This is a genomic window from Blastococcus tunisiensis (assembly GCF_900112815.1).
Taxonomy (GTDB): Bacteria; Actinomycetota; Actinomycetes; order Mycobacteriales; family Geodermatophilaceae; genus Blastococcus_B; species Blastococcus_B tunisiensis.
The window spans coordinates 40,673-62,957 of sequence record NZ_FOND01000009.1 but is presented as its reverse complement, the minus strand read 5'-3'; the positions used below and the strand labels follow the sequence as shown (position 1 = coordinate 62,957).

General features: G+C 75.2%; 22 protein-coding genes and 1 other RNA gene. 12 read left to right on the top strand and 11 right to left on the bottom strand.

The features are described 5' to 3' along the window. Window positions 1-7 precede the first annotated feature (7 nt). Window positions 8-1,372: a hypothetical protein gene (locus BM142_RS12670; RefSeq protein ID WP_175527260.1), complete on the bottom strand. Its 1,365-nt coding sequence runs from the start codon at window positions 1,370-1,372 to the stop codon at window positions 8-10. An 86-nt stretch (window positions 1,373-1,458) separates the two neighbouring features. Here BM142_RS12670 and BM142_RS12665 point away from each other — a divergent pair, with 86 nt between their 5' ends. From BM142_RS12665 to BM142_RS12630, 8 genes are all read left to right on the top strand, one after another. Then, window positions 1,459-2,133 carry a glycosyltransferase family 2 protein gene (locus tag BM142_RS12665; protein ID WP_092199045.1) on the top strand — a complete coding sequence of 225 codons (675 nt, stop codon included), beginning with the start codon at window positions 1,459-1,461 and terminating at the stop codon, window positions 2,131-2,133. Then, window positions 2,130-2,792, top strand: coding sequence for a TIGR04282 family arsenosugar biosynthesis glycosyltransferase (locus BM142_RS12660; protein ID WP_092199042.1), 663 nt, complete (start codon window positions 2,130-2,132; stop codon window positions 2,790-2,792). The genes BM142_RS12665 and BM142_RS12660 overlap by 4 nt, the downstream gene beginning before the upstream one ends. Next, window positions 2,789-4,021, top strand: coding sequence for a molybdopterin-dependent oxidoreductase (locus tag BM142_RS12655; RefSeq protein ID WP_092199039.1), 1,233 nt, complete (start codon window positions 2,789-2,791; stop codon window positions 4,019-4,021). Before BM142_RS12660 ends, BM142_RS12655 begins: the two co-directional genes overlap by 4 nt. Beyond that, window positions 4,018-4,557, top strand: a complete 540-nt coding sequence (locus tag BM142_RS12650; RefSeq protein WP_139228880.1) for a hypothetical protein — start codon at window positions 4,018-4,020, stop codon at window positions 4,555-4,557. The genes BM142_RS12655 and BM142_RS12650 overlap by 4 nt, the downstream gene beginning before the upstream one ends. Window positions 4,558-4,652: 95 nt before the next feature. Further along, entirely contained in the window at window positions 4,653-5,546 is an 894-nt protein-coding gene (locus BM142_RS12645; RefSeq protein WP_175527259.1) for a DUF4349 domain-containing protein, read from the top strand. A 49-nt stretch (window positions 5,547-5,595) separates the two neighbouring features. After that, the gene (locus tag BM142_RS12640; RefSeq protein WP_092199030.1) at window positions 5,596-6,729 is read left to right on the top strand and encodes a threonine synthase; all 1,134 of its coding nucleotides are present in this window, start codon (window positions 5,596-5,598) and stop codon (window positions 6,727-6,729) included. Between the two features lie 41 nt (window positions 6,730-6,770). Further along, entirely contained in the window at window positions 6,771-7,199 is a 429-nt protein-coding gene (locus tag BM142_RS12635) for a RidA family protein (protein ID WP_092199027.1), read from the top strand. After that, window positions 7,196-7,717: an asparaginase domain-containing protein gene (locus BM142_RS12630; protein ID WP_092199024.1), complete on the top strand. Its 522-nt coding sequence runs from the start codon at window positions 7,196-7,198 to the stop codon at window positions 7,715-7,717. The genes BM142_RS12635 and BM142_RS12630 overlap by 4 nt, the downstream gene beginning before the upstream one ends. 29 nt (window positions 7,718-7,746) lie before the next feature. Here BM142_RS12630 and rnpB read toward each other — a convergent pair. From rnpB to BM142_RS12605, 5 genes are all read right to left on the bottom strand, one after another. After that, an RNA gene (gene rnpB, locus BM142_RS12625) (RNase P RNA component class A) lies at window positions 7,747-8,148 on the bottom strand. 93 nt (window positions 8,149-8,241) lie between these two features. Next, entirely contained in the window at window positions 8,242-8,928 is a 687-nt protein-coding gene (locus tag BM142_RS12620) for a class F sortase (protein WP_092199021.1), read from the bottom strand. 114 nt (window positions 8,929-9,042) lie between these two features. Next, the gene (locus BM142_RS12615; protein WP_092199018.1) at window positions 9,043-9,813 is read right to left on the bottom strand and encodes a hypothetical protein; all 771 of its coding nucleotides are present in this window, start codon (window positions 9,811-9,813) and stop codon (window positions 9,043-9,045) included. A 317-nt stretch (window positions 9,814-10,130) separates the two neighbouring features. Then, window positions 10,131-10,847 carry a PIG-L deacetylase family protein gene (locus BM142_RS12610; RefSeq protein WP_092199015.1) on the bottom strand — a complete coding sequence of 239 codons (717 nt, stop codon included), beginning with the start codon at window positions 10,845-10,847 and terminating at the stop codon, window positions 10,131-10,133. A 93-nt stretch (window positions 10,848-10,940) separates the two neighbouring features. Then, complete coding sequence (locus BM142_RS12605) at window positions 10,941-11,300, bottom strand: DoxX family protein (protein ID WP_092199012.1); 360 nt, start codon at window positions 11,298-11,300, stop codon at window positions 10,941-10,943. A 24-nt stretch (window positions 11,301-11,324) separates the two neighbouring features. On the opposite strand from BM142_RS12605, the gene BM142_RS12600 reads away from it, so the two are divergent. Both BM142_RS12600 and BM142_RS12595 read left to right on the top strand, forming a co-directional pair. Further along, window positions 11,325-12,089 (top strand): sulfite exporter TauE/SafE family protein, encoded by a 765-nt coding sequence (locus BM142_RS12600; RefSeq protein WP_092199009.1) that lies wholly within the window; start codon window positions 11,325-11,327, stop codon window positions 12,087-12,089. Window positions 12,090-12,165: 76 nt separating this feature from the next. Beyond that, the gene (locus BM142_RS12595) at window positions 12,166-14,436 is read left to right on the top strand and encodes a putative bifunctional diguanylate cyclase/phosphodiesterase (protein ID WP_092199006.1); all 2,271 of its coding nucleotides are present in this window, start codon (window positions 12,166-12,168) and stop codon (window positions 14,434-14,436) included. A 7-nt stretch (window positions 14,437-14,443) separates the two neighbouring features. Here the strand turns inward: BM142_RS12595 and BM142_RS12590 are convergent, their stop codons facing one another. The 4 genes from BM142_RS12590 to BM142_RS12575 form a co-directional block, all read right to left on the bottom strand. Continuing rightward, window positions 14,444-15,550 carry a bifunctional RNase H/acid phosphatase gene (locus BM142_RS12590; protein WP_092199003.1) on the bottom strand — a complete coding sequence of 369 codons (1,107 nt, stop codon included), beginning with the start codon at window positions 15,548-15,550 and terminating at the stop codon, window positions 14,444-14,446. Beyond that, the gene (locus BM142_RS12585; protein WP_092199000.1) at window positions 15,547-16,287 is read right to left on the bottom strand and encodes a zinc ribbon domain-containing protein; all 741 of its coding nucleotides are present in this window, start codon (window positions 16,285-16,287) and stop codon (window positions 15,547-15,549) included. Before BM142_RS12585 ends, BM142_RS12590 begins: the two co-directional genes overlap by 4 nt. Before the next feature lie 75 nt (window positions 16,288-16,362). After that, a complete protein-coding gene (locus BM142_RS12580) occupies window positions 16,363-16,758 on the bottom strand; it encodes a hypothetical protein (RefSeq protein WP_092198997.1) in 396 nt (131 codons plus the stop codon). Further along, window positions 16,755-18,566, bottom strand: a complete 1,812-nt coding sequence (locus BM142_RS12575; protein WP_254790858.1) for a carbon starvation CstA family protein — start codon at window positions 18,564-18,566, stop codon at window positions 16,755-16,757. Before BM142_RS12575 ends, BM142_RS12580 begins: the two co-directional genes overlap by 4 nt. An 86-nt stretch (window positions 18,567-18,652) precedes the next feature. On the opposite strand from BM142_RS12575, the gene BM142_RS12570 reads away from it, so the two are divergent. Then, complete coding sequence (locus BM142_RS12570; RefSeq protein ID WP_092198994.1) at window positions 18,653-19,390, top strand: hypothetical protein; 738 nt, start codon at window positions 18,653-18,655, stop codon at window positions 19,388-19,390. Between the two features lie 6 nt (window positions 19,391-19,396). Here the strand turns inward: BM142_RS12570 and BM142_RS12565 are convergent, their stop codons facing one another. Continuing rightward, complete coding sequence (locus BM142_RS12565; RefSeq protein WP_092198991.1) at window positions 19,397-20,212, bottom strand: Nif3-like dinuclear metal center hexameric protein; 816 nt, start codon at window positions 20,210-20,212, stop codon at window positions 19,397-19,399. A 67-nt stretch (window positions 20,213-20,279) separates the two neighbouring features. Between BM142_RS12565 and BM142_RS12560 the strand changes: the two genes are divergently transcribed. Beyond that, a complete protein-coding gene (locus tag BM142_RS12560; protein ID WP_092198988.1) occupies window positions 20,280-22,241 on the top strand; it encodes an FUSC family protein in 1,962 nt (653 codons plus the stop codon). Window positions 22,242-22,285 lie beyond the last annotated feature (44 nt).

Here is a 22,285-nt window from a genome sequence, read left to right as displayed (position 1 = left end):
CCCGTCGTCACCAGGGCGTGCGGACGACGACCTCCACGACGATCGCCAGCGCGGCCGAGAGCGACAGCCAGAACCGCTGCGACGCCGGCGGCAGCGTGGCGGTGGCGGGCAGCAGCCAGACGAGGAACGGCAGCCAGATCCGCTCGGTCTCCCCCAGCACCAGCCCGGAGAGGTCGCTCACCGCCATCCCGGCCAGAGCCGCAACCGGCAGCCAGCGCAGCCGGCCCCGGAGCCCGGCCAGGCCGGCGACCACCGCCGGGCCGGCCGCGACGGCCCCGGCGGCGACATTGCCCGCGAGGAACCACGGGTACTGGGCCGCCCGGTCGTCGTACGCGGCGCCGTCGCGGACCCGCTGCGCATCCACCGCGATGCCCTCGAACCACCAGTAGCCCTGGACGGTGAACACCACGAACACCAGCAGCACACCCGCCGCGGCGACCGCGAGGAGGCGCACGGTCCCGCCCCAGTCCAGCCGGTCCCGCCCCACGAGCACCACGGCCAGGGCCAGCAGCCCGGCGGCGGTCAGCCCGAAGGACAGGAACAGGCTCAGCCCCAGCAGCAGTCCGGCGGCCGCCGCCCGGAGATACCCGGCCCTCGACGGCCCCCGGGCCGCCGCCAGCGCGAGGAGCGCCACCCCCCAGGCGAGGACACCGGCGAAGAACGCGTCGGCGCTGGTGGCCACCCACACCGCGCCCGGGAAGAGGACGGCGAAAGGAGCCACCGCCCGCGCGGCGGTCTCGTCGGCGACCGCACGGACGGTGACGAGGACGGCCGGCACCGCCAGCGCTCCCCCGGCGATGCACAGCACCGCGGCCCAGCCCGGCCCGCCGAGACCGATCCGCTCCAGGAGCACGAAGGCGAGCAGCGCACCCGGTGGGTGGCCCGCGACGTGGGTCACCCACGGGTCGGCGGAGTCCACCGGCACCGAGTCGACGAAGGTGTCGACGAACGCCCCGAGGCCGCCGACCCGGCCCACGTCGGCGACGTACTCGTGCTTGCTGGCCATCGGCTCGGCGAGCCGGCTCCAGCCGCCGTTCAACGCCAGCGCGACGGACCAGCCCGCGGCTCCCCCGGCGCTGCCGGCCAGCAGCCACCGCCAGGGCAGCCGTCGGGCCAGCGCCGGCCCCCACAGCACGCCCGCGACCGCGACCAGCAGGGCCAGGAGCACCCCGGGCGAGACCACGGGATCGAGTTCCCCGACGAGCAGGTAGCCGCCGGACAGGTGCAGGTCGCCGCCGGACAGGGTGAGGGCACGGCCGAGCAGCCAGACCGCCACCACACCCGCCGTGACGAGGAGGACGAGCGCTCCCCGGGCGGTGCGCCCGGTCGTCGACGCGGGCGCGGCGTCGACGTCGGCAGGCGCGGGGCTCATCGTCGCCGAGCGTAGGTGCGGCGGAGGACCCGTGCCCCTCCGGTCGGCAGGCGAACCGGATCCCCCTTCGGTACGAATGGCACATCATGACGACATCCGAGGGGTCCGCACCGGTCGACGTCGTCCTCCCCTGCCTCGACGAGGCGGCGTCGCTGCCGTGGGTGCTGTCCCGGCTGCCGGCCGGCTACCGGGCGATCGTGGCCGACAACGGGTCCACCGACGGCTCGGCCGAGGTCGCCGCCGCGCACGGCGCGACCGTCGTCCCCGTGCCGCAGCGCGGGTTCGGGGCCGCCGCGCACGCGGGCCTGGAGGCGGCGACCGCCGACGTCGTGTGCTTCTGCGACGCCGACGGGTCGATGGACCCCGCGCAGCTGCCGCGGGTCGCCGATCCGGTCTCCGCCGGCGCGGCCGACCTGGTCCTCGGCCGGCGTCGCCCGGTACGTGGCGCCTGGCCGCTGCACGCCCGGGTGGCCAATCTCGCCCTGGCCCGCATGCTGCGCAGGCGCACCGGGCTGCGGCTGCACGACCTGGGCCCGATGCGCGCCGGACGACGGCAGGAGCTGCTCGGACTTGGCCTCACCGACCGCCGCTTCGGCTACCCGCTGGAGATGGTCACCCGGGCCTCCGACGCCGGCTGGCGGGTCCGCGAGGTCGACGTCGACTACGGGCTCCGGACGGAGGGCAGCCGCTCCAAGGTGACCGGCACCGTCCGGGGCACCGTCCGCACGATCCGCGACATGCGCGGGGTGCTGGCCCGGTGAGGGAGACCCAGATCGTCGTCATCACCAAGGCCCCCGTGCCCGGGCGCAGCAAGACCCGGCTCAGCCCGCCGTGCACACCGGAGCAGGCGGCCGCGATCGCCGCGGCCTCCGTCGCCGACACCCTGGACACGGTCCGCGCGGCGCCCGCGTCGCGCCGGGTCGTCGCCCTGGACGGCCCCCCGCGGGACCTCGACCTGGACGGGTTCGCCGTCGTCCGCCAGCCCGACGGCGACCTCGGCGCCCGGCTGGCGGCGGCCTTCGCCGATGCCATGGCCGACGGCAGCAGGCCTACGCTGCTCATCGGCATGGACACCCCGCAGGTGACCCCCGATCTGCTGGACCGGTGCGCGGCTGCGCTGGAGGCCGCGGGCCCGGGGACCGCCGTCCTCGGCACGGCCCCGGACGGTGGGTGGTGGGCGCTCGGGCTGCACGCCGCGGAGCCGGCGGCCGTGCTGCCCGACGTGCCCATGTCCCGGGACGACACCGCCGCGCGCACCCGCGAGGCGCTCGAGGCGACCGGTCTGGCGGTGCTCGACCTCCCCCAGCTGACCGACATCGACCACTTCCCGGACGCGCTGGCCGTGGCCGCCCTCTGCCCTCCGGGCAGCCGCACCTCCCGCGTCGTGACCTCGGTGGCGGCCGCGCTGGACCCGGCGTGAGCAGCCGGCTGGACCGGCTCCTCGGTGCCCGCCTCCCCGGCCCGCCCGAGGCGGTCCGGCGCGGCCCGTTCCGCGCCAGGGCGTTCTCCAGCCCCCTGCACTCGGAGCGGCGGTCGGCGCGGGTCGGCGTCTGGCTCGGCCTGGCGTTCCTCGTCTGCTTCCTGACCGGGCTGACCAGCCACCTGATCCAGCACCCACCCGGCTGGTTCGTCTGGCCGGCGTCCCCGGTCTGGCTGTACCGGGTCACCCAGGGGCTGCACGTGGCCACCGGGCTGGCGGCGATCCCGTTGCTGCTGGTCAAGCTCTGGGCCGTCTACCCCAAGCTGTTCGAGTGGCCGCCGGCCGGTTCGGTCTCCCGGGCGGTCAGCCGGCTGTCGATCCTCGTGCTGGTCGGGGCCTCGGCCATGCAGCTGCTCACCGGGCTGTTCAACATCGCGCAGTTCTACCCGTGGAGCTTCTTCTTCCCGACGGCCCACTACTGGACCGGCTGGGTGGCCATCGGCGCCGTGCTCGTGCACGTGGGGGCCAAGGCGCCGGAGATCCGGCGGGGCCTCGCGCGCCGCGGCTCGGCCGGTGCGGCCGCCGGTCTGACGGCGGAACAGGCGGCGGAACGGGCGGCGGTCGACGGCCGGGCCGAGGACCAGCCGGTGTCGCGGCGGGCCTTCGTGCTCGCGGCCGGGCTGGGGGTCGGGGCGGTCACCCTCACCACCGTCGGCCAGTCGTTCTCCCCGCTGGGCGACGTGTCGGTGCTGGCGCCGCGCGAGCCCGGGGTCGGGCCGCAGGACCTCCCCGTCCGCCAGACGGCGGAGCGTGCCGGTGTCACCGGTGTGGGACCGGACTACCGCCTGCTGATCGAGGGGCCGAACCGGCTCGAGCTGTCTCTCGACGACCTCGCCGCCTTCCCGCAGCGCACCGAGCGGCTGCCGATCACCTGCGTGGAGGGCTGGAGCGCGTCGGCGACCTGGACCGGCGTCCGCCTGGGCGACCTGCTGGAGGAGGCCGGTCTCCCCCGCGACACGGAGGTGACCGTCGAGTCGCTGCAGGAAGGCGGGCTCTACCGGGTGTCGACCGTCGCCCCGCCGCACGCGCGGAGCCCGCGCACCCTCCTGGCGACCGGGTTGAACGGTGCGCCGCTGGTGCCCGACCACGGCTACCCGGTGCGGCTGATCGCGCCGAACCGGCCGGGGGTCATGCAGACCAAGTGGGTCGCGGCGGTGCGGCCGGCATGAGCCTCTCCGACGAGGCCCTCCCCGGGTCGGACGAGCGGGCCGCCGCCCGGGTGCCCGGCGACCGGTACGCCTCCGATCCCACGCGGCCGGCCACCTCCGCCCGCGGACCGTGGTGGCGGTGGCTGTTCCTCCTGCCCGGGCTGGCCGCGGTCGGCTACGGCGGGTACGGGCTCGTCACCGCCGGCAGCCGGGTGCCGCTGGACTCCTGGCTGACCTGGTTCGTCGGGGCCGCGCTGCTGCACGACCTGGTGATCGCACCGGTCTGGATCGGTCTGGGCTGGCTCGCCGCCCGTGTGCTGCCGGCGCCGGCCCGCGGACCGGCCGTCGTGGCCGCGGCCGTGACGGGGGTGCTGACGCTCGTGGCCATGCCCTTCGTCCTGGCGCCCGGGTACAGCCCGGGCAACCCGTCCTTCCTGCCCCGGGAGTACGGGCGGAACCTGCTGCTGATCGACCTCGCCGTGCTCCTCGTCGCGGCGGTGTGGGCCACCCTCGCGACCCGGCGGCACCGCGCGGGACCGGGCCCGACGGCTGACTGACGTCCCGGTCCCGACCGGGGGCGACGGGCCGGGGGCCGTCACGATTGGGCATCGACGCTGGTCAGCCGCCGGATGCCGGGCCTACGGTCCCGACCGTGAGACGCCTCCTGGGCACGGCCGCCGTGGCACTGGCCGCGACGATCCTGGTCGGGTGCACGGGCCCCGGCTCGGACTCCGGTGCGGGTGGCGGTACGAGCTTCGACGGGGCAGCCCCCGAGCCGGCCGTCCCGGGCGGTCCCGAGGGCGCGCCCGCCGACGCCGATGCCGACCGGCAGGTGGTCACCACCGCCTCCGCGACCGTCGCCGTGGAGGACCCGATCGGCGCCGCCCGGGAGGTGAGCGAGCTCACCGAGTCCGTCGGTGGGTGGGTCGAGGAGCGCATCGAGCAGGCGGCGGCCGTGGACGGTGGGGCCGAGGGTGCCGTCGCGGAGCTCGTGGTTCGGGTGCCGGCGGCCGAGCTGACCGAGGTGCTGGACGAGCTGGACGACCTCGGCGAGGTCGAGCACGTGTCGGTGTCCACCACCGACGTCACCGCCACGACGGTCGACCTCGAGGCACGGATCTCGGCGCTGCAGACGTCGGTGGCGCGGCTGGAGGCCCTGATGGACGCCGCGGCCAGCACCGAGGCCCTGCTCGCGGCCGAGCAGGCGCTCGCCGAGCGGCAGCAGGAGCTCGAGTCGCTGGAGTCCCGGCAGGAGCGGCTGGCCGGCCAGGTCGAGGTGTCCACCCTCCGGGTGCAGCTGCGGCCGTTCGGCGTGGTCCCCGCCGGTGGCCCGGACGACTTCGGGGACGGGGTCGGTACGGGGTGGCGGGCCCTGGTCGAGGCCCTGAGCAGCTCCGTCGTCGTCGTCGGCGTGCTCCTGCCCTGGCTCCTGGTCGCCGGGCTGCTGGCCACCGTAGTGCTGGTGCCGATCCGCTGGGCGCGCCGACGGGCGCGCCGCCGGGCCGCGGTGGTGGCGCCCGCCCCGGAATCGCCGTCCCCGGACTGACACGGGACGACCTCTGCCCCGACGCCGACCCCTGCACACGGAGGAACCGATGGGGACCGACACCGCGCCCGCGCTGCTGGACCGGAGCGGCAGCACCTACCCGCTCACCGGCCGGCGCTGGCGCGGCGAGGACGGCAGCCCCCTCGCGGTCACCCCCCTGCCCGGGCTCACGCCGGCGCAGATCGACCAGGGCGAGCGGTCCCTGTGGCGCTACCGGGCCGTCCTGCCCGTCGACGCGGAGCACCGCGTCACCCTCGGCGAGGGCCTCACCCCGCTGGTGCCGCTGACCTGGGGCGAGCACCGCGTGCACGCCAAGCTCGAGTGGTTCAACCCCACGTCCTCGTTCAAGGACCGCGGCGTGTCGGTGATGGTGTCGCACCTGCGCTCGCAGGGCGCCGACCGCGTGCTCGAGGACAGCTCCGGCAACGGCGGCGCCGCCGTCGCGGCGTACGCCGCCGCAGCCGGCATCCGCGCGAAGATCATCGTGCCGGCGGCGACCAGTGCGCCGAAGATCCTGCAGGCACGCGCCTTCGGCGCGGAGATCGAGCTGGTCGGCGGCACACGCGACGAGGTCGGCGCCGAGGCCGTCCGCCAGTCGGAGCGGATCCCGTACGCCAGCCACAACTGGCACCCGATGTTCGTCCAGGGCACCAAGACGATCGCGTACGAGATCTGGGAGAGCCTCGGCTTCACCGCCCCGGACAACGTCGTGCTCGTCGCCGGCGCCGGCAGCCAGATCCTCGGCTGTGACATCGCCTTCTCCGAGCTGCTCGCGGCCGGCCAGATCGACCGGCTGCCACGGCTGCTCGTCGGCCAGCCCGAGCACTGGGCCACCATCGCCGACACCTTCAACGGCGCCGACCCCGCCGCACGCGGCGAACGGGTCCCCACCGTCGCCGAGGGCGCGTCCATCGCCACCCCGGTACGGCTGCCGGAGACCGTCGAGGCGCTGCGGCGCAGCCGCGGCGCCGCCGTCGCCGTGCCGGAGGAGCGGATCCACGACGCGGTCCGCGCACTGGCCGCCCGCGGCCTGTACGCCGAGCCGACCAGTGCCGTCGCGGCTGCCGCGCTCGACCACTTCATCGCCGACGGCACCATCACGCCCGGACAGACGACCGTCGTCGTGCTCACCGGCTCAGGACTTAAGTCCGCCGACACGATGGCCGGCCTGATCCCCGCCTGAGGCGGACGTCGACCGACCGCCCACCACAGGAGACCTCCACCATGACGGCTGACCGGTCCGACCCTCGGCCGACGACCGCAGGCATCGAGCTGCGCGACAGTCCCGGCCTGATCGCGCCGCGGGGGCACTATTCGCACGTCGCCGTCCACGGCGCCGTCGCGTACATCTCCGGACAGCTGCCGCTCGACGCGGCAGGCACACCGCTGGCGGACCAGCCGTTCGACGTGCAGGTGCGGCAGGTGCTCAGCAACCTCGACGACTGCCTCAGCACCGCCGGCAGCAGCCGCCGGCAGCTGCTCTCGGTCACCGTGTTCGTCACCGACATCCGCCAGTGGCCGGCGTTCGACGCCGCCTACGCCGAGTGGATCGGCGGCCACCGGCCGTCGCGCGCCGTCGCCGGCGTCGCCGGCCTGCACTACGGCGCCGCGATCGAGGTCCAGGCCGTCGCCGCCGTCGGGCCCCGCTCGTGAGCGGCGGGGCCGACATCACCGTGCTCGCGACCGGCGGCACGATCGACAAGATCTACACCCTCACCGGTGAGCTGGAGATCGGGCCGCCCGCCGCCCAGCGGCTCCTCGATGTCCTCAGCACCGATCTGCGCATCGAGGTGCGCTCCGTCGTCGCCAAGGACAGCCTGGACCTCACCGACGCCGACCGGCAGGTCCTCGCCGACGCGGTCGACGGGACGGAATCGCCGTCCGTCGTGATCACGCACGGCACGGACACCCTCACCGATACCGCGGAGCACCTCAGCCGGCACGCGTCCGCGGCCGCGAACAAGGTGATCGTGCTGACCGGCGCGCTGCAGCCCGCGGCCATGGCCGTGAGCGATGCCGCGCTGAACCTTGGGGCGGCCCTGCTGGCGTCCCAGACGCTCCGGCCGGGCGTGTACGTGTGCATGAGCGGGCGCGCCGTCCCAGCAGGACAGGTCCGCAAGGACCCGTCCACGGGCCGGTTCGTGCGCCGGCCGCCGATCACCGCTCCGTAGGGGGCCGAAGCCCGGATCGGCAGAGGCGACGGACGAGTCGGCCTGTACGCCGGGTTCTGTCCACGGGCGCCTCGCGGCGTCCCGATGGGCGGTCATCCATCTAGGCCTGCCGTTGCCGGCAGGCTCCAGCGGTCTACCCGCAGGCATCGGGCGGGCCGCCCTCGAACGCCTGCGCGGGACGGCGGCGAACCGCCGTCCTTTCTTGACCTTGCTCCGGGTGGGGTTTACCGAGCCACACCGGTCACCCGGTGTGCGGTGGTCTCTTACACCGCCGTTTCACCCTTACCAGTGCGAGCACTGGCGGTCTGTTCTCTGTGGCACTGTCCCGCGGGTCACCCCGGGTCGCTGTTAACGACCACCCTGCCCTGTGGAGCCCGGACGTTCCTCGGCGACGGGGTCTCCCCCGCCGACGCGACCGCCCGGCCGACTCGTCCGTCGTGCCGCCAGTCTAGGCGATGATCACTCGCGAGCGTGTGCGCCGACGCCCCGTTCCCGACGGCGGAACGGGGCCCGGGTGCACACGCTCAGGCGGTGCGGACGTCGACGAGGCTGGCGTAGGCGACGACGTTGTCCTCGTAGCTGCGGTTCACCGGGTCGAACTCACCGCCACAGGTGATCAGCCGCAGCTGCGGGTCGGCGGTGTTCCCGTACACCCGCAGGGTCGGGAAGTCGGCCTTGGTGTACCGCTCGACGCGGTCGACGGCGAACACCGCCACCGTCCCGTCGGCCCGGGAGACCTCGACCTCGGCGCCGGGCGTGAGCGCCCCCAGCTCGAAGAAGACGCCGGGGCCGTACTCGGCGGAGTCGACGTGCCCGAGCAGCACCGCCGGCCCGACGGCGCCCGGAGCCGGCGACTCGCGGTACCAGCCGGCCTGGTCCACGGCGCGCAGCGGCGGCACCTCGGCGGAGCCGTCCTCCTGCAGGCCCAGGTCTAGCAGGTCGCTGCTGACCCCGAGGGCAGGGATGCGGAGCGCGACCGGAGCGGCCACCGGCTCGGGCTCGACCTCAAGGTCGGCAGGAGGGGGCGGGGCCGGCGCGGATGTCGTGGGAGGGGTCTGGGACCGCTCGTCCGCCGCGGAGACCGCGGGCGGCTGGGGCGCCCGCTGCTGACCGGCGAGCGCCACGCCGAGCGCGACCGCGGCGACGACGGCGAGGGCGATGGCGAGGTAGATCCAGGTACGCGAGCCGGCGGTACCGCTGGATCGGTCCATCACTGACGTTCCCTCCACCTCGGGGTTCCCACGGCCGGGGTCACGGGCCCTGGGTCGTGCGCCGGTGCCGCGCCGGGCAGGTGGTGCCTGCCCGGCGCGGCCCGGTCGGTCGGATCAGGCCTGGTCGGTGGCCTGACGACGGCGGTACGCGACGGCGCCGGCGGCCGCCGCACCGACGGCGGCGAGGGCGCCGACACCGATCGCGGCCTGGTTCTCGACGCCGCTGGTGGCACCGGCACCGGTGTCGGCACCGCCGGCGGGCATCTGACCCATCTGCGAGGCGTTCAGCACGCCGCACGCGGCCGGCGCGGTGGCCTCCATCGGCAGCGACGGGTCGAGGTCGCTGACCACGTCGCCGTCGTAGGCTCCGCTGCCGTCCTTGTCGACACCGTGCACGACGAGCACCGCGGTGCCCTCGGCGAAGGACTTCTGCACGTCCTCGCTGACGGCGAAGGTGCGCTCGTAGGTGTACGAGCCGCCCTCGGCGGTCGGGAACCGGTCGACTGCCAGACCGCTGTCGGGCCCGGTGTCACCGGTGGTGGTCAGCGACGCGCCGATGGAGCCGTAGTAGGGCGCGCCCTCGGTGACGCTGAGGAAGCCGTCGTCGTCGGTGTCGTCGGCGTCGGTCGGGCACGCACCCTGGGCACCGATGTGGAAGTGCTGGGCGTGCGGCGAGCCGGCCAGCAGGTTGGAGGCGTTGACGGTCACGGTCGCCTGGTCACCCTGCAGCGTGACCATGCCGGTGCCGGTCGTGCCCGACTCGTTCAGCGCACCGAGCGTCGCCTGGTAGCTGCCGTCGTGGTCGGCGAGCGCCGTACCCATGGTCAGCAGCGGGAACGCCGCGGCGGCGAGTGCGACGGTCGGGAGAGCGAATGCCTTGCGCATGGAGACTCCTTCGTCTCAGGGGTCGTGCTCCGCCGCGAGCGGCGGGCACCGGGCACGGTTCGGAACCGGCCCCCGTGGGCGAACGGCGCGTCGGTGCGCCGGTCGCTGGAACGGGTCGGGGAGGACCCGGATAGAGCGGCGGACGCGAACCGGATCGGTCCGTGCGTCTGCCGTGCCCTGCAATGGGCCTTCGCCGCCGATGCCCTGGTCGGTTCACTTTCGAACGCGCACAACCCGATTGAGCACATGACGATTGTGTGACACGCCGGTGCGACCAGCGCGAACGGCGCCGCCCGGAGGTCGGCGCGGCGGGCGGATCAGCCCCAGTAGAGCCGGAAACCCACCCGGCGCCGGCCGTCCTCGGTCAGCGTCGACATGTCGACGATCCGCCGTGCCTGTTCCTCCACCGGCTCGTCGGACAGCACCTCGAGGTAGCGCCGGTGCTCGGTCAGGGAGGCCACGGCGGACTCGACCGCGGTGCTGACGTCCACCTCGTGCGGCGCGTCGAGTAGCTCGCCGACGGCGATGTACTGCACACCCCGCCACGGCTCCTCGGCGAGGTCCGGGAAGATCCACTCGTTGGCGGCGTCCGCCACCGCGTCCAGGACGCTCTGCCCCAGCGCCTGGTGGTCGGCCGAGTTCAGGTACGCCGGGGAGACGCCCGGCGGCGTCCAGGTGGGCCCGAAGTATCCGGTGACCACGAGCTCCGGCCGGTGCCGCCGGATCGCCCCCGCGAGGTCACGCCGCAGGTCGGGGCCGGCGACGACCGTGCCGTCCCGGTGGTCGAGGAACTCCACCTCGCGCACGCCCACCACCGCCGCCGAACGGCGCTCCTCCTCCTCGCGCACGGGGCCGGCCTCCGCCGGCGGCACCCCCGCCATCCCCGCCTCGCCTCGGGTCGCCAGGAGGTAGTGCACCTCCTTGCCGGCAGCCGTCCAGACCGCCACCGCCGCCGCCAGTCCGTACTCGATGTCGTCGGGGTGCGCGGCCACGACCAGCGCGCGCTGCCAGTCGTCGGGGATCGGTGTCGGCATGACCGCAGTCTGCCGCGGCGGTCGACCTCGCGGTGCCGACGTCGTCCTCGCGGCACACCGGGTGGTCGAGTGCTCTGTCGCGAGGGCGGAGGATCACCTCCCGCGGGCCACGCCCAGCGCCACGCCGACCAGCGGTGCCTGCAGCGGGAGACGGAGGGCGGCGACGGCCAGCGGCAGCGGCCGCCGGGGCACCACGCGGAAGGTGTGCAGGTGCGCCGGCAGGAAGGCCAGCAGCAGCCCGGCCGCCGCCCATCCCCCCGCCCGCCGGGTCGCCGAGGCCGACAGCAGCGCCGCCGTCCCCAGCTCGGCCACCCCGCTGGCCAGCACCCAGCCCCGGGCGTCGCCCAGTTCCGGCGGCACCAGCCACTCGTAGGTGCGGGGGCGCAGCAGGTGGAGCACCCCCGACCCGCCGAGCAACGCCGCCAACCCGATCGCCCTGCCCGGCCTCCGCATCCGGTCACCGTAGGCTCGCCCCCCGTGCCCGCCGTCGACCTGGTCCTCGCCGCGGCGGTGGCCTTCCTGGCCGGCGCGGTCAACTCCGTCGCCGGCGGCGGCTCGCTGATCCTCTTCCCCACGCTGATCGCCCTCGGCCTGCCCCCGGTGACGGCGAACGTCACCAACTCCGTCGCCCAGTGGCCCGGATACCTCGGCGGGGTCGCCGGCTTCCGCCGGGAGTACGCCGGGCAGCGGGGCCGGCTGCTGCGGTTCGGGCTGGTCGCGCTGCTGGGCGGGGCGGCGGGCAGCGTCCTCCTCCTGACCACCCCGTCGGAGGCGTTCGCCGTCGTCGTCCCGGTCCTGGTCCTGCTGGCCAGCCTGCTGCTCGCCGTCCAGCCCCTGCTGACGCGGAGACTGCCCGACGACGAGCGGAGCCGCCGGGATCCGCTCTGGGTGTACGCCGCGCTCTTCGCCGCCACCGTCTACGGCGGCTACTTCGGCGGGGCGCTCGGCGTGATCCTGGTGGGCGTCCTCGGGATCGCCCTGCAGCGCCTGGCGCTGGCCAACGCGCTGAAGTCGGCGCTGTCGGCCGTCACCGCGACGGTCGCCCTCGTCGTCTTCGGCCTGTTCGGGGACGTGCGGTGGGACGTCGTCGCGGTGGCGGCCCCCGCCTGCCTGGCCGGCGGGTTCCTCGGCGCCCGCCTCGCCACCCGCATCCCGGCCCGGCCGCTGCGCTGGCTGATCGTGGCCTTCGGCGTCGCCGTCTCGCTGTACCTGTTCGCCGAGGTGTCGACGGCGGACGCCTGACCCCGACGGGTGAGGTGCCGGCCGGCGGGTTCACCGCCTCCGCCGCTCCGCCGATACCGGGACCATGGATGGTCGCGTGCAGTCCCGGCTGCTGCCCGGGGCTCCGCGCGGCCTGCTGGCCCTCGCCGTCCTCCTCGCCGTCCCGTTCCTGGCGTTCGGCCTGCTCAGGATCGCGTGGCCGGATGCCGTCACCGGTGTCGGCGGCGCGGTCGACCTGGCGCTGCTGGTGGCCCTGCACGTCGTCCTCCTCGCGGTGCTCGTGTGGCGGGCACGGACCGTGCCCACGGAGCGCGCGGTGTGGAACCGGCTCGCGCTCGGCGCGGCCGTCTTCGTGGTCGCCCTGGCGGTCGTGGGCGTCCTGGCGATCAGCCCCGCCACCCGGGCCGCCGCCGTGGTCCCGACGTACTGGGCCGGCGTGGCGGTCTTCCCCTTCTGGTACGGCGGTCTGGTGCGCTGGAACCGCCACAGCACCAGCCTCGCCGACCCCAACGACGTGCTCAACGGCTCCGCCGCGGTCCTCGCCGTGGTGGCGGTGCTGAACCTCTCCCTCGTGCCGGCGGTCGAGCCGCTCGGCCGGCTGCCCTGGTGGGAGCTCCAGGCCCTCCTCGCCCAGTTCGCCGTCTGCTTCGTGCTGCTGGGGACGGCGCTGACGCTGCCGTTCATCGGTGCCATGGGACGCGACCTGCGCACCTGGCTCGTGGTCGCCGCCCTCGGCACGGGCCTGGCCGGCACGGCGCTGACCCTGCTGGCCGGGGGCGAGCGCGTCGGCTGGGGTGCGGTGTCGCAGCCGTTGCTCATCCTGTGCCTGACCCTCGCCGCGTGCCTGCGCTCCCGCCGGTCGGCGCCCCAGCCCACCGACCCCGCGGCGGCCACGATCGGCGCCTTCGTCGTCATCCTCGCGGCCACGGCGACGCTCGCGGTGGGCAGCGTCGTCGACGCGAACGGGGTGAGCGTCTGGTGCGCCGCCCTGGCCGCGACCGGGGCCGGGGTGCGCATGGCGGTCAACGTGCGCGAGCTCGCCCAGCTGGCGGTCACCCGCCGGGAGGCGCTGACCGACGAGCTGACCGGCCTGGCCAACCGGCGGGCCGTGCTGCGCCGGATCGAGGAGCTGTGCGCCGAGGGGACACCGGTCGCCCTGGCCCTGCTCGACGTCGACAAGTTCAAGGAGGTCAACGACGCGCTCGGGCACGCCGCCGGGGACGACCTGCTGCGCATGGTCGCCGATCGCCTCGAGCCGGCCCTGCGGGCAGGAGACCTGCTGGGCCGGCTCGGCGGCGACGAGTTCGCCGTGGTCGCCGCGCTCGACCCGCAGCTCCCCGCCGCCGACGCCGCCCTGGCCCTGGGGGCGCGACTGCACGACCGCCTGACCCAGCCCTTCCCCATCGAGGGCATGTCGGTGCACGCCTCGGCGAGCATCGGTGTCACCACCACGCACGACGACCTCGCCCGGCCCTCCCACCTGCTGCGCCGGGCGGACGTGGCGATGTACGACGCCAAGCGCTCGGGGACCGGCGTCGTCCTCTACGACGGCGACCGGCACGCCCACGGCAGCGGGCACCTCGCCCTGGTCGAGGAGCTGCGGGCCGGCCTCGCGGGCGGGGAGCTGGTCCTGCACCACCAGCCCCAGCTGGACGTGGCCACCGGCCGGATCACCGGTGTCGAGGCCCTCGTGCGGTGGGCCCACCCCACCCGTGGCCTGCTCCTCCCCGCCGACTTCCTCCCCCTCGCCGAGGTGCACGGTCTGATGGGCACCCTCACCGAGACCGTCCTCGAGCAGGCCGTGTCGCAGGCTGCCAGCTGGCACCGGGAGGGCCGGCGGCTGCCGGTCTCGGTCAACCTCTCGGCCAGCAACCTGCTCGACGCCGGCCTGCCGGCCCGGGTCTCGGAACTGCTGGCCACCCACGCGCTGTCGCCGGACCTCCTGGTCCTGGAGGTCACCGAGAGCGTGCTGCTCACCGACCCCGACCGCAGCCTCGCCGTCGTCGGGGCCCTCGCCGATCTCGGCGTGACGGTGAGCATCGACGACTTCGGGACCGGCTACTCCTCGCTGGCCTACCTCCGCGACCTGCCGGTGGCCGAGCTCAAGCTGGACCGCTCGTTCACCGTCGACCTGCTGACCGACCAGCGGACCGCCGCCATCGTGGCCAGCACGATCGCACTGGCCCATCGGCTCGGTCTCCGGGTCGTCGCCGAGGGGGTCGAGGACCAGGCGACCCTGTCCCGGCTGCAGGCGCTCGACTGCGACGTGAGCCAGGGCTACCTGCACTCCCGGCCGCTGCCGGCCGACGAGCTCCCCCGCTGGGTCGCGGCCCACGGCCGGTCGCCCGGGGTGCGCTCGGGCGCGTAGCGCCGGGTCAGCGCAGGTGCGCGGTGTCGTTCACCAGCCGCACCGACGTCCGGCCGTCGGAGGACCAGGCGACGGAGGACAGCGACGCGGCCTCGAGGAAGACGCGGTGCACCACCTCGTCACCGGTGCCCAGGGCCGCGGCCAGCATCAGCTTGATCGGCGTCACGTGGCTGACGACCAGCACGGTCCGGCCGGCGTGCTCGGCGAGGATCCGCCGGCGGGTCCGCGCGACCCGGGCGCTCACGTCGGCGACGGACTCCCCACCCGGGGCGGGGACCGTGACGTCGTCGAGGAACCGGCGGGCGGCGAGCGGGTGCCGGGTGCGCGCCTCGTCGAAGGTGAGGCCCTCCAGGTCGCCGAAGTCCAGCTCGACCAGGTCGTCGTCGAGCGCGACCGGCAGGCCCAGCACCCCGGCCACGATCTCGGCGGTCTCGCGGGTGCGCCGCAGCGGTGAGGCCAGGACGACCTCGATGCCCAGGTCCTTCGCCCGGTGAGCCGCGGCGTCGGCCTCGGCGCGGCCGGTGCGGGACAGCGGGAGCTCGTTGCGGCCGCTGAACCGTCGCTCGGGGGTGTGCTCGGTCTGCCCGTGCCGCAGCAGGTGCGTGACCGTGGTGACCACGGGCGCCGGCACCTGAGCCGACGCCCCGCTCGGCTGCACCTCATCCTCCAGGACGACGGCCTCGGCGGCGGGGTCGCGGTGCACCGGCCGGCCGTCCATCGCGCTGTTGGCCAGCGCGTCCGCGGCGCCGTTCTGCGCCCGCGGCACCCAGGTGTAGCGGACGTCGCCCAGCTGCCGGGCCAGCTTCCGCGCCTGCACCGCCAGCTGCTGCATGTCGGGGTGCTTGATCTTCCAGCGGCCCGACATCTGCTCGACGACCAGCTTGGAGTCCATCCGGACCTCGACGCTGGCGGTCGGGTCGACGTCCAGGGCGGCCTGGAGACCGGCCACCAGGCCGCCGTACTCGGCGACGTTGTTGGTGGCCCGGCCGACCGAGGCGGCCCGCTCGGCCAGCACCCGCCCCGTGTCGGCGTCCCGGACGAGCGCGCCGTAACCGGCCGGGCCGGGGTTGCCCCGCGACCCGCCGTCCGCCTCCACGACGAGTCGCCGGCTCACAGCCCGGACTCGGCGGTGCGCACCAGGATCCGGCCGCAGTTCTCGCACCGCACCACCTCGTGCGGATCGGCGTTGCGCACGGCGGCCAGCTCGTTGCCGTACAGCTCGAGCCGGCAGCCCTGGCACGCGCGGGCCCGCAGCATCGCGGCGCCGGTGCTCCCGGTCTGGGTGCGGATGCGGTCGTACAGCGACAGCAACGGGGCGGAGATGACGGCGGCGACCTCGGAGCGGGCGGCCTCGTGCCGCTGCGTGCCGTCGGCGATGTCGGCGAGGGCGTCGTCGCGCAGCTGCACGGCCCGATCGCGGTCGGCACGCGCCTGCTCGAGGCCCTGCTGCGCGGTGCGCAGCGTCGCCTCGGCGTCCTCGAGGCGCTGCATGAGCTCGAGCTCCTGGTCCTCCAGGTCCGACTGGCGCCGCTTCAGCGACTCCAGCTCGTGCTGCAGGTTGGTCATCTCCTTGGGCGAGACGCTGCCGGACTCCAGCAGCCGCTGGTCCTTGGCCTCCCGGGCGCGCACCGTCTCCACGTCGGACTCCATGCGCTTGACCTCGCGGCCCAGGTCGCGCACCTCGGTCTCGGCCCGGACGACGTCGGCGGACAGCGCCCGCTCGGCCTCCTCGGCCGCGGCCACGGCGGCGACCTCCGGCAGGTTCCGGTGGCGGTGGGCCAGCTGGGTCAGCGCCACGTCTTCCGCGGCGAGGTCCAGCAGCTTCTGCTGCTCGAAGTGGTCGGCCTTCACGACGAGCAACCTACCTGTGGTGCCCGCTGCATCCGGCCCCCGTGCAGGGGCCCGCCGCGTCGGCCGGCGGGACCGTCACCGGAGAGCGAGCTCCGCCTCCACCGCGGCCACCGCCTGCCGCGGCGCGGGGAGCCCGCCGGAGGCCAGCACCGCACCGTCGACGATCAGTGACTCCACCGCCAGCCCGTCCCGTACCGAGCGGCGCAGCGCCGGGCCTCGGAGGCCACGGCGGCGGCCACCCCGGACCAGCTCGGGCACCAGCCACAACCAGTTCGACGGCGAGACGATCTCGACGGCGACGTCGCTGGGGAGCGCGCCCCGCAGGGCCCGGTAGACGCTCCCCAGGTCGTCGTCGGCAGGCGGGTGGTGGTGCGAGCCGCCCTCGTCGAACGGCCGGACGTCCCCGCTGCAGCAGCCACCGGAGGCCGATGCGGCGCGCGGACCGCGGACGAGGACGACCCGCGCGGTCACCGCCGGTCCCCGCCCGAGGAACCGCCGAGCGGCCGGTCGGCGGCGCCGACGTCCGGGTTGGCCTTCGCCACCGCGTCGGCGTCCCCGGCCTCGGTCCCGACTCCGAGGTCCCGGTCGCGGAACGCGCTCCGCAGGGACATGGCCGCCTCCACCATGAGCCAGATCGCGAGGACGAAGATCAGCGCGTCCAGCGGCGCGAGGACCCACTGGTCGGCCTCGACGAAGTTCCGGAGGTTCACGATCAGCGCCCAGGACGTCATCGCCAGCAGGAAGGCCAGCGGGACGAGGATCGCGACCGGGTTGCGGCCGCGGCGGGTGACCCAGACCGCGATGACCGAGAGCGCGAGCCCGGCGGTCAGCTGGTTCGTCGTGCCGAAGAGCTGCCACAGGACGCCGAACGTGTAGCCGGACTCCCCGCCGCCGGGCAGCAGTGCCATGACCAGCGGGATGGCGACGGCGACGGTGGTGGCCACGGTCAGGTTGTGCGACAGGGCCCGCACCTTGATCAGGTCACCGATCTCCTGGATGACGTAGCGCTGCAGGCGGACGCCGGTGTCCATCGTGGTGGCGGCGAAGCTGATCACCACGACCGCCGCGAACACCCCGGCGATGTCCAGCGGGACGGCGAGGTTGTTGGCGAACACGGCAACGCCCTCGACGAAGTTGTTGACCGCTCCCCCGGACGCCGTCGCGAAGTCCGGGTAGAGGGCCTCCCAGTCGGCCTGGGAGGCGGCGACGCCGGCCGTCGCGGCGAGCACCGCCCCGGTGGCCAGGGAGCCCTCGCCGACGGCGCCCATGTAGCCGACGTAGCGGGCGTCGGTCTCCTTGTCGAGCTGCTTGGACGTCGTCCCGGAGGACACCAGCGAGTGGAAGCCGGAGATCGCGCCGCAGGCGATGGTGATGAACAGGAAGGGGAAGAAGCTCGGCGACCCCTCGGGCACGTCGTTGACCACCGGTGCCTGGATCTGGTTCATGCCGATGATCAGGCCGAGGCCGATGACGCCGAGGGCGATGAAGAGCTGGTGGCTGTTGATGTAGTCGCGCGGCTGCAGCAGCACCCACACCGGGATCCGCGAGGCGATCCAGGTGTAGATGAACAGCAGGACCACCCAGACGTTGCGGGTCTGCTCGACACCGAGCGCGTCGGCGAGCCCGTCCAGCGAGATCGGGTAGGCGTTGCCGACCAGGATCAGCGCGTACAGCACGATCACGCCGACGATCGACGGGATGAGCGCCGACGACCTGGTCCGGTAGATGTAGGTCCCGATCAGGATCGCCAACGGGATCTCGACCACGATCGGGATCACGGCGCCGGGCCGGGCGACGAACAGGTTGCCGATGACGACGGCGAAGACGGCGTTCACCAGGGTCAGCAGGAAGAAGATGATGGCCAGGAAGAGCATCCGCGCCCGGCCGTTGATGACGTCGCCGGCCAGCGTGCCGATGCTCTTCGCCTTGTGCCGTACCGAGACCGCCAACGAGCCGAAGTCGTGCACCCCGGCGGCGAAGATGGTGCCCAGGACGATCCAGGTCAGCGCCGGGCCCCAGCCCCAGAACACCGCGATGGCCGGGCCGACGATCGGCGCCGCCCCGGCCACCGAGGTGAAGTGGTGGCCGAAGAGGACGTGCTTGTTGGTCGGCACGAAGTCGACGCCGTCGTTGAACTGGTGCGCCGGCGTGACGTACGCCGGGTCGAGCGCGTACACCTTCTTCGCCAGGTAGCTGGAGTAGTACCGGTAGCCGAGGAAGAAGAGCACCCCGACCACTGCGGCCACGACGAACGCGGGCACGGCGACCCCCAGGTCCACGGGCGGCCCCGTTGCCGCCGTCGGAGGGAGTAGACAACCAGGTGAGCGAGGTCACAAGAGTGCGAGCTGCCGTCCACGCCGCAGGTGTGGCCGAACTGTTATGGCGCACCCGGGGCGGACCGCCCGGCGCGACCGGCGTCGTCCCGCTGGTCCTGGGCGATCGGCCGGCCGTCGCACTGCCCTGGGTCCACGCCGAGACCGCGCGCACGGCCGCCGCGGCCGACTCCGCCGCGCTCGTCCTGTCCGACCCCCGGCTGACCGGCTCGGCCTGGGAGCCGCTCGTCGCCGCGGGCCGGTTCCAGCTGCTGGAGGACGGCGACGGGAGCGTCTTCACCGAGTCGCTGCTCGACCAGGAGCTGCGCAAGCACCCGCCGTCCCGGGCGCTCGCCGATTCGCACCTGCTCCGCCGGGAGCACTGGTGGTACCTGCCGCGGCTGATCCTGGTCCTCGACGTCGACCGGGTGCTGCCGGTCGCCCGGCGGGAGGGGCCGGCCGACGTCGTCCTCGCCGTCGACGACGACGCGCTGCACGTCGCCACCGTGCGGGTGGCCGACTGGTCCTCCCCCGAGCTCGACCTGCGGGGGCCCGTGCCGGACGCCGCCGGACCGGCCGTGCTCGCCGGCCAGGAGCTCTCGGTGCCCGACGTCGAACGGTGGACGGTGCACACGACGACGGGCTACCACGCCGGCGGCCGGCTCTCCGACGTGCGGCCGGCCGCCACCCGCGAGCTGGAGCCGGTGCCGGGGCTGCTCGCCCGCATCCGCCGCCAGCGCGCCCTGGAACGCGGCTGCGTCGCGGCGCTGCGGGCCGCCGGCCACGCCTGAGGGCGGTCAGCCCGCCGCGTGCCACGTCCAGGGGTCGGTCCGCAGCCGCGACACGGACACCTCCACCTGCCCCGCCAGGTCGCCGCGCAGGTGCTCGGCGGCGACCGGCAGCCACGGCCACTCCGACGCGTAGTGCGCGACGTCGCAGAGGGCGGGGCCGGCCACCTCGCCGGCGTCGGACACCGGGTGGTGCTTGAGGTCGCTGGTGAGCAGGACGTCGGCGCCCGCGGCCGCGGCGGCCGGCAGCAGCGAGCCGCCGCTCCCCCCGCAGACCGCGACCCGGCGGATCACGCGGCCGGGGTCGCCGGCGGCACGCACCCCGCCCACGGTCGCCGGCAGGAGCGCCGCCACGTGGGCGGCGAAGGCGCTCAGCGGCATCGGCGCGCGCAGCTCCCCCACCCGGCCCAGCCCGGCCCGTGGGTCGTCGCCGGCGGGTTCCAGCGGCACGGCGCCGGCCAGCCCCAGCAGGTCGGCGAGCGCCGCGTTCACCCCCGACCCCGGAGCCCGGTCGGCGTTGGTGTGCGCGACGAACAGCCCGGCACCCGCGCGGATCAGCCGGTGCACCAGCCGGCCCTTCGGGTCCTCGGCGGGGACGCCGTGCACGGGGGTGAGCAGCAGCGGGTGGTGGGTGACCAGCAGATCGGTGCCCGTGCTGATCACCTCGTCCACCACGGCGGTGGTCGGGTCGACGGCGAACAGCACGCGGCCCACCGGCTCGTCGGGATCGCCGCAGACCAGGCCGACGGCGTCCCAGCTCTCGGCGAGCGCGGGGTCGTAGCGGGCGTCGAGCGCGGCGATCACCTCGCGCAGGGGCACTGGCACGGCTCCGGACTGTAGGTGCCGCCCGGTCCCGCGGCTGCGGCGCCGTCGATGACAAGCTCTCCGCGTGATGGACCGCGGGCCACGGGAGCGGGGCCTGCGGGCGCCCGCGTGGCTCGAGGAACTGGTCCGCACGACACCGCCCCCGATCCCCTGGCGCGACGTCGTCCGGTTCGCCGTCACCGTGCCCGGGCCGCTGGCCGTCGCCGTGGCGGTCGAGGGCGGGGTGTCGGCCGGGCCCACGCTCGCGGCCGGCGTCTTCGGGACCATGGGGGCGCTGGCCGGCAGCCTGGCCCCGCAGTCGGGTCCGCTGCGCGACCGGCTGCGGCGGACCGCCGCCGCCATCGGCTTCGGCGCGGTCGGCCTGCTCGTCGGGCAGTACGCCACCGGCGGCGGCTGGGAGCCGGTGGTCGTCATCGCGGTGATCTCCGCGGTGGCGGCGCTGATCAGCTCGGTGAACGCCGCCCTGTCCCTGGGCGCCCTGCAGCTGCTGGTCTACACCGCCCTCTCCTCCGGGCTGGTCACGGAGCTGTCCCTGGCCGAGGAGGTCGCCTTCTTCTTCTGCGGCGCCGCGTGGGCCGCGCTCACCACGCTGGCCCAGGCCGGCACCGAGGCGCTCGATCCGGACCGGTCGTCGGTGGCCGCGGTCTTCCGGAGCATCGCCGAGTTGCTGGAGGCCAGCGGGACCGAGCGGACCGACGACATCCGGCGGGGACTGACCACCTCGCTGAACGCCGCCTACGACCGCGTCATCCGCAGCCGGAGCCATTCCGCCGGCCGGATCCAGGAGCTCTCCGAGCTCGCCGGCGTGCTCAACGCGGCCGCTCCGCTCGTGGAGGCCGCGGTGGCCGCCGCGCGGGCCGGCGTCCCCGCCGACCCGCGGGACGTCGCCGCCGTCCGGGCGCTCGCCGCGGCGCTGGAGCAGGACGACGAGCTGACCGCACAGCGGCCGCCCGCGCTGGAGGACGCGCCGCCCGGCCGGCGGGCGGTGCGGCACGGGATCCGCCTGGTGTGGAACGTCGTCGGCGATCCCGAGGAGCGGGCCGGGGCCGCCGCCGAGCGGACGGTGCTGCCGCTGCGGACGCGCCTGCGCGAGCTGTCGGACCGGACGCTGGCCAGCACGGACAGCCGCGGCTTCGCCGTGCGCCTGGCGCTGTGCATGACCGTCGCCGAGATCGCCCGGCAGTACCTGCCCGTGCAGCGCCCGTACTGGGTGCTGCTCACCGTCGCGATCGTGCTGAAGCCGGACTTCGGGTCGGTGTTCACCCGCGCGATCCAGCGCGGGGCGGGCACGCTGCTCGGCGTCCTGATCGGCTCGGCGCTGCTGGCGGTGCTCCCCCGGGACGCCTGGGTCCTGGTGGCGATGGCCGCGTTCGCGGCGCTGCTGCCGTGGGCCCGCAACGCCAACTTCGGGCTCTTCTCGGTGTTCCAGACCCCGGTCATCATCCTGCTGCTGGACCTGGCCCTGCCGAGCGGCCCCGGGCTCGTCGCTGCCCGGCTCACCGACACCCTCATCGGCTGCGCGATCGTGCTCGTCTTCGGCTACCTGCTCTGGCCGCAGACCTGGCGCGCGCCGCTCGACGAGGCGCTGCGCGCCGCGGCGCTCGCCCTCGACGCGTTCGTGGAGGCCGCCTTCACCGGGAGCCCGGCCGAGCGTCGTCGCGCGCGCCGGCGCAACTACCGGGCGCTCACCGAGCTGCAGACCCAGCTCCAGCGCCGGCTCGCCGAGCCGCCGCCGATCAGCAGCCGGGCCGCCGCCTGGTGGCCGGTGATCGTCCAGCTCGAGCGCACCTCCGACGCCGTGACCGGGGCGGTGATCGCCCAGCGGGAGGGCGAGCCGGCGCCCGACCTGGCCCAGGTGGCGGTGCTGCGCAAGGCGATCCGGCAGCTGGAGGCGGACGTCCGGGCGCACCGGGTCCCGGACGACGCCGAGATCCACGCCGAGGGCGTGCTCGGCCCGGTGGCCCGCGAGGTGGACACCGCCCGGCGGCTGGTCCGCGAGAACGCCCCGGGCCGGCGCGGCGGGCCCTGAGCCGGCCTCCCGGTTGCGGCGCGGGGTGCCCGCCCCTGGGATGG

Coding starts and splice junctions, on each gene's coding strand:
- BM142_RS12670 (WP_175527260.1), bottom strand. CDS start 1,372: ATGAGCCCCGCGCCTGCCGACGTCGACGCCGCGCCCGCGTCGACGACC.
- BM142_RS12665 (WP_092199045.1), top strand. CDS start 1,459: ATGACGACATCCGAGGGGTCCGCACCGGTCGACGTCGTCCTCCCCTGC.
- BM142_RS12650 (WP_139228880.1), top strand. CDS start 4,018: ATGAGCCTCTCCGACGAGGCCCTCCCCGGGTCGGACGAGCGGGCCGCC.
- BM142_RS12640 (WP_092199030.1), top strand. CDS start 5,596: ATGGGGACCGACACCGCGCCCGCGCTGCTGGACCGGAGCGGCAGCACC.
- BM142_RS12635 (WP_092199027.1), top strand. CDS start 6,771: ATGACGGCTGACCGGTCCGACCCTCGGCCGACGACCGCAGGCATCGAG.
- BM142_RS12620 (WP_092199021.1), bottom strand. CDS start 8,928: ATGGACCGATCCAGCGGTACCGCCGGCTCGCGTACCTGGATCTACCTC.
- BM142_RS12615 (WP_092199018.1), bottom strand. CDS start 9,813: ATGCGCAAGGCATTCGCTCTCCCGACCGTCGCACTCGCCGCCGCGGCG.
- BM142_RS12610 (WP_092199015.1), bottom strand. CDS start 10,847: ATGCCGACACCGATCCCCGACGACTGGCAGCGCGCGCTGGTCGTGGCC.
- BM142_RS12605 (WP_092199012.1), bottom strand. CDS start 11,300: ATGCGGAGGCCGGGCAGGGCGATCGGGTTGGCGGCGTTGCTCGGCGGG.
- BM142_RS12560 (WP_092198988.1), top strand. CDS start 20,280: ATGGACCGCGGGCCACGGGAGCGGGGCCTGCGGGCGCCCGCGTGGCTC.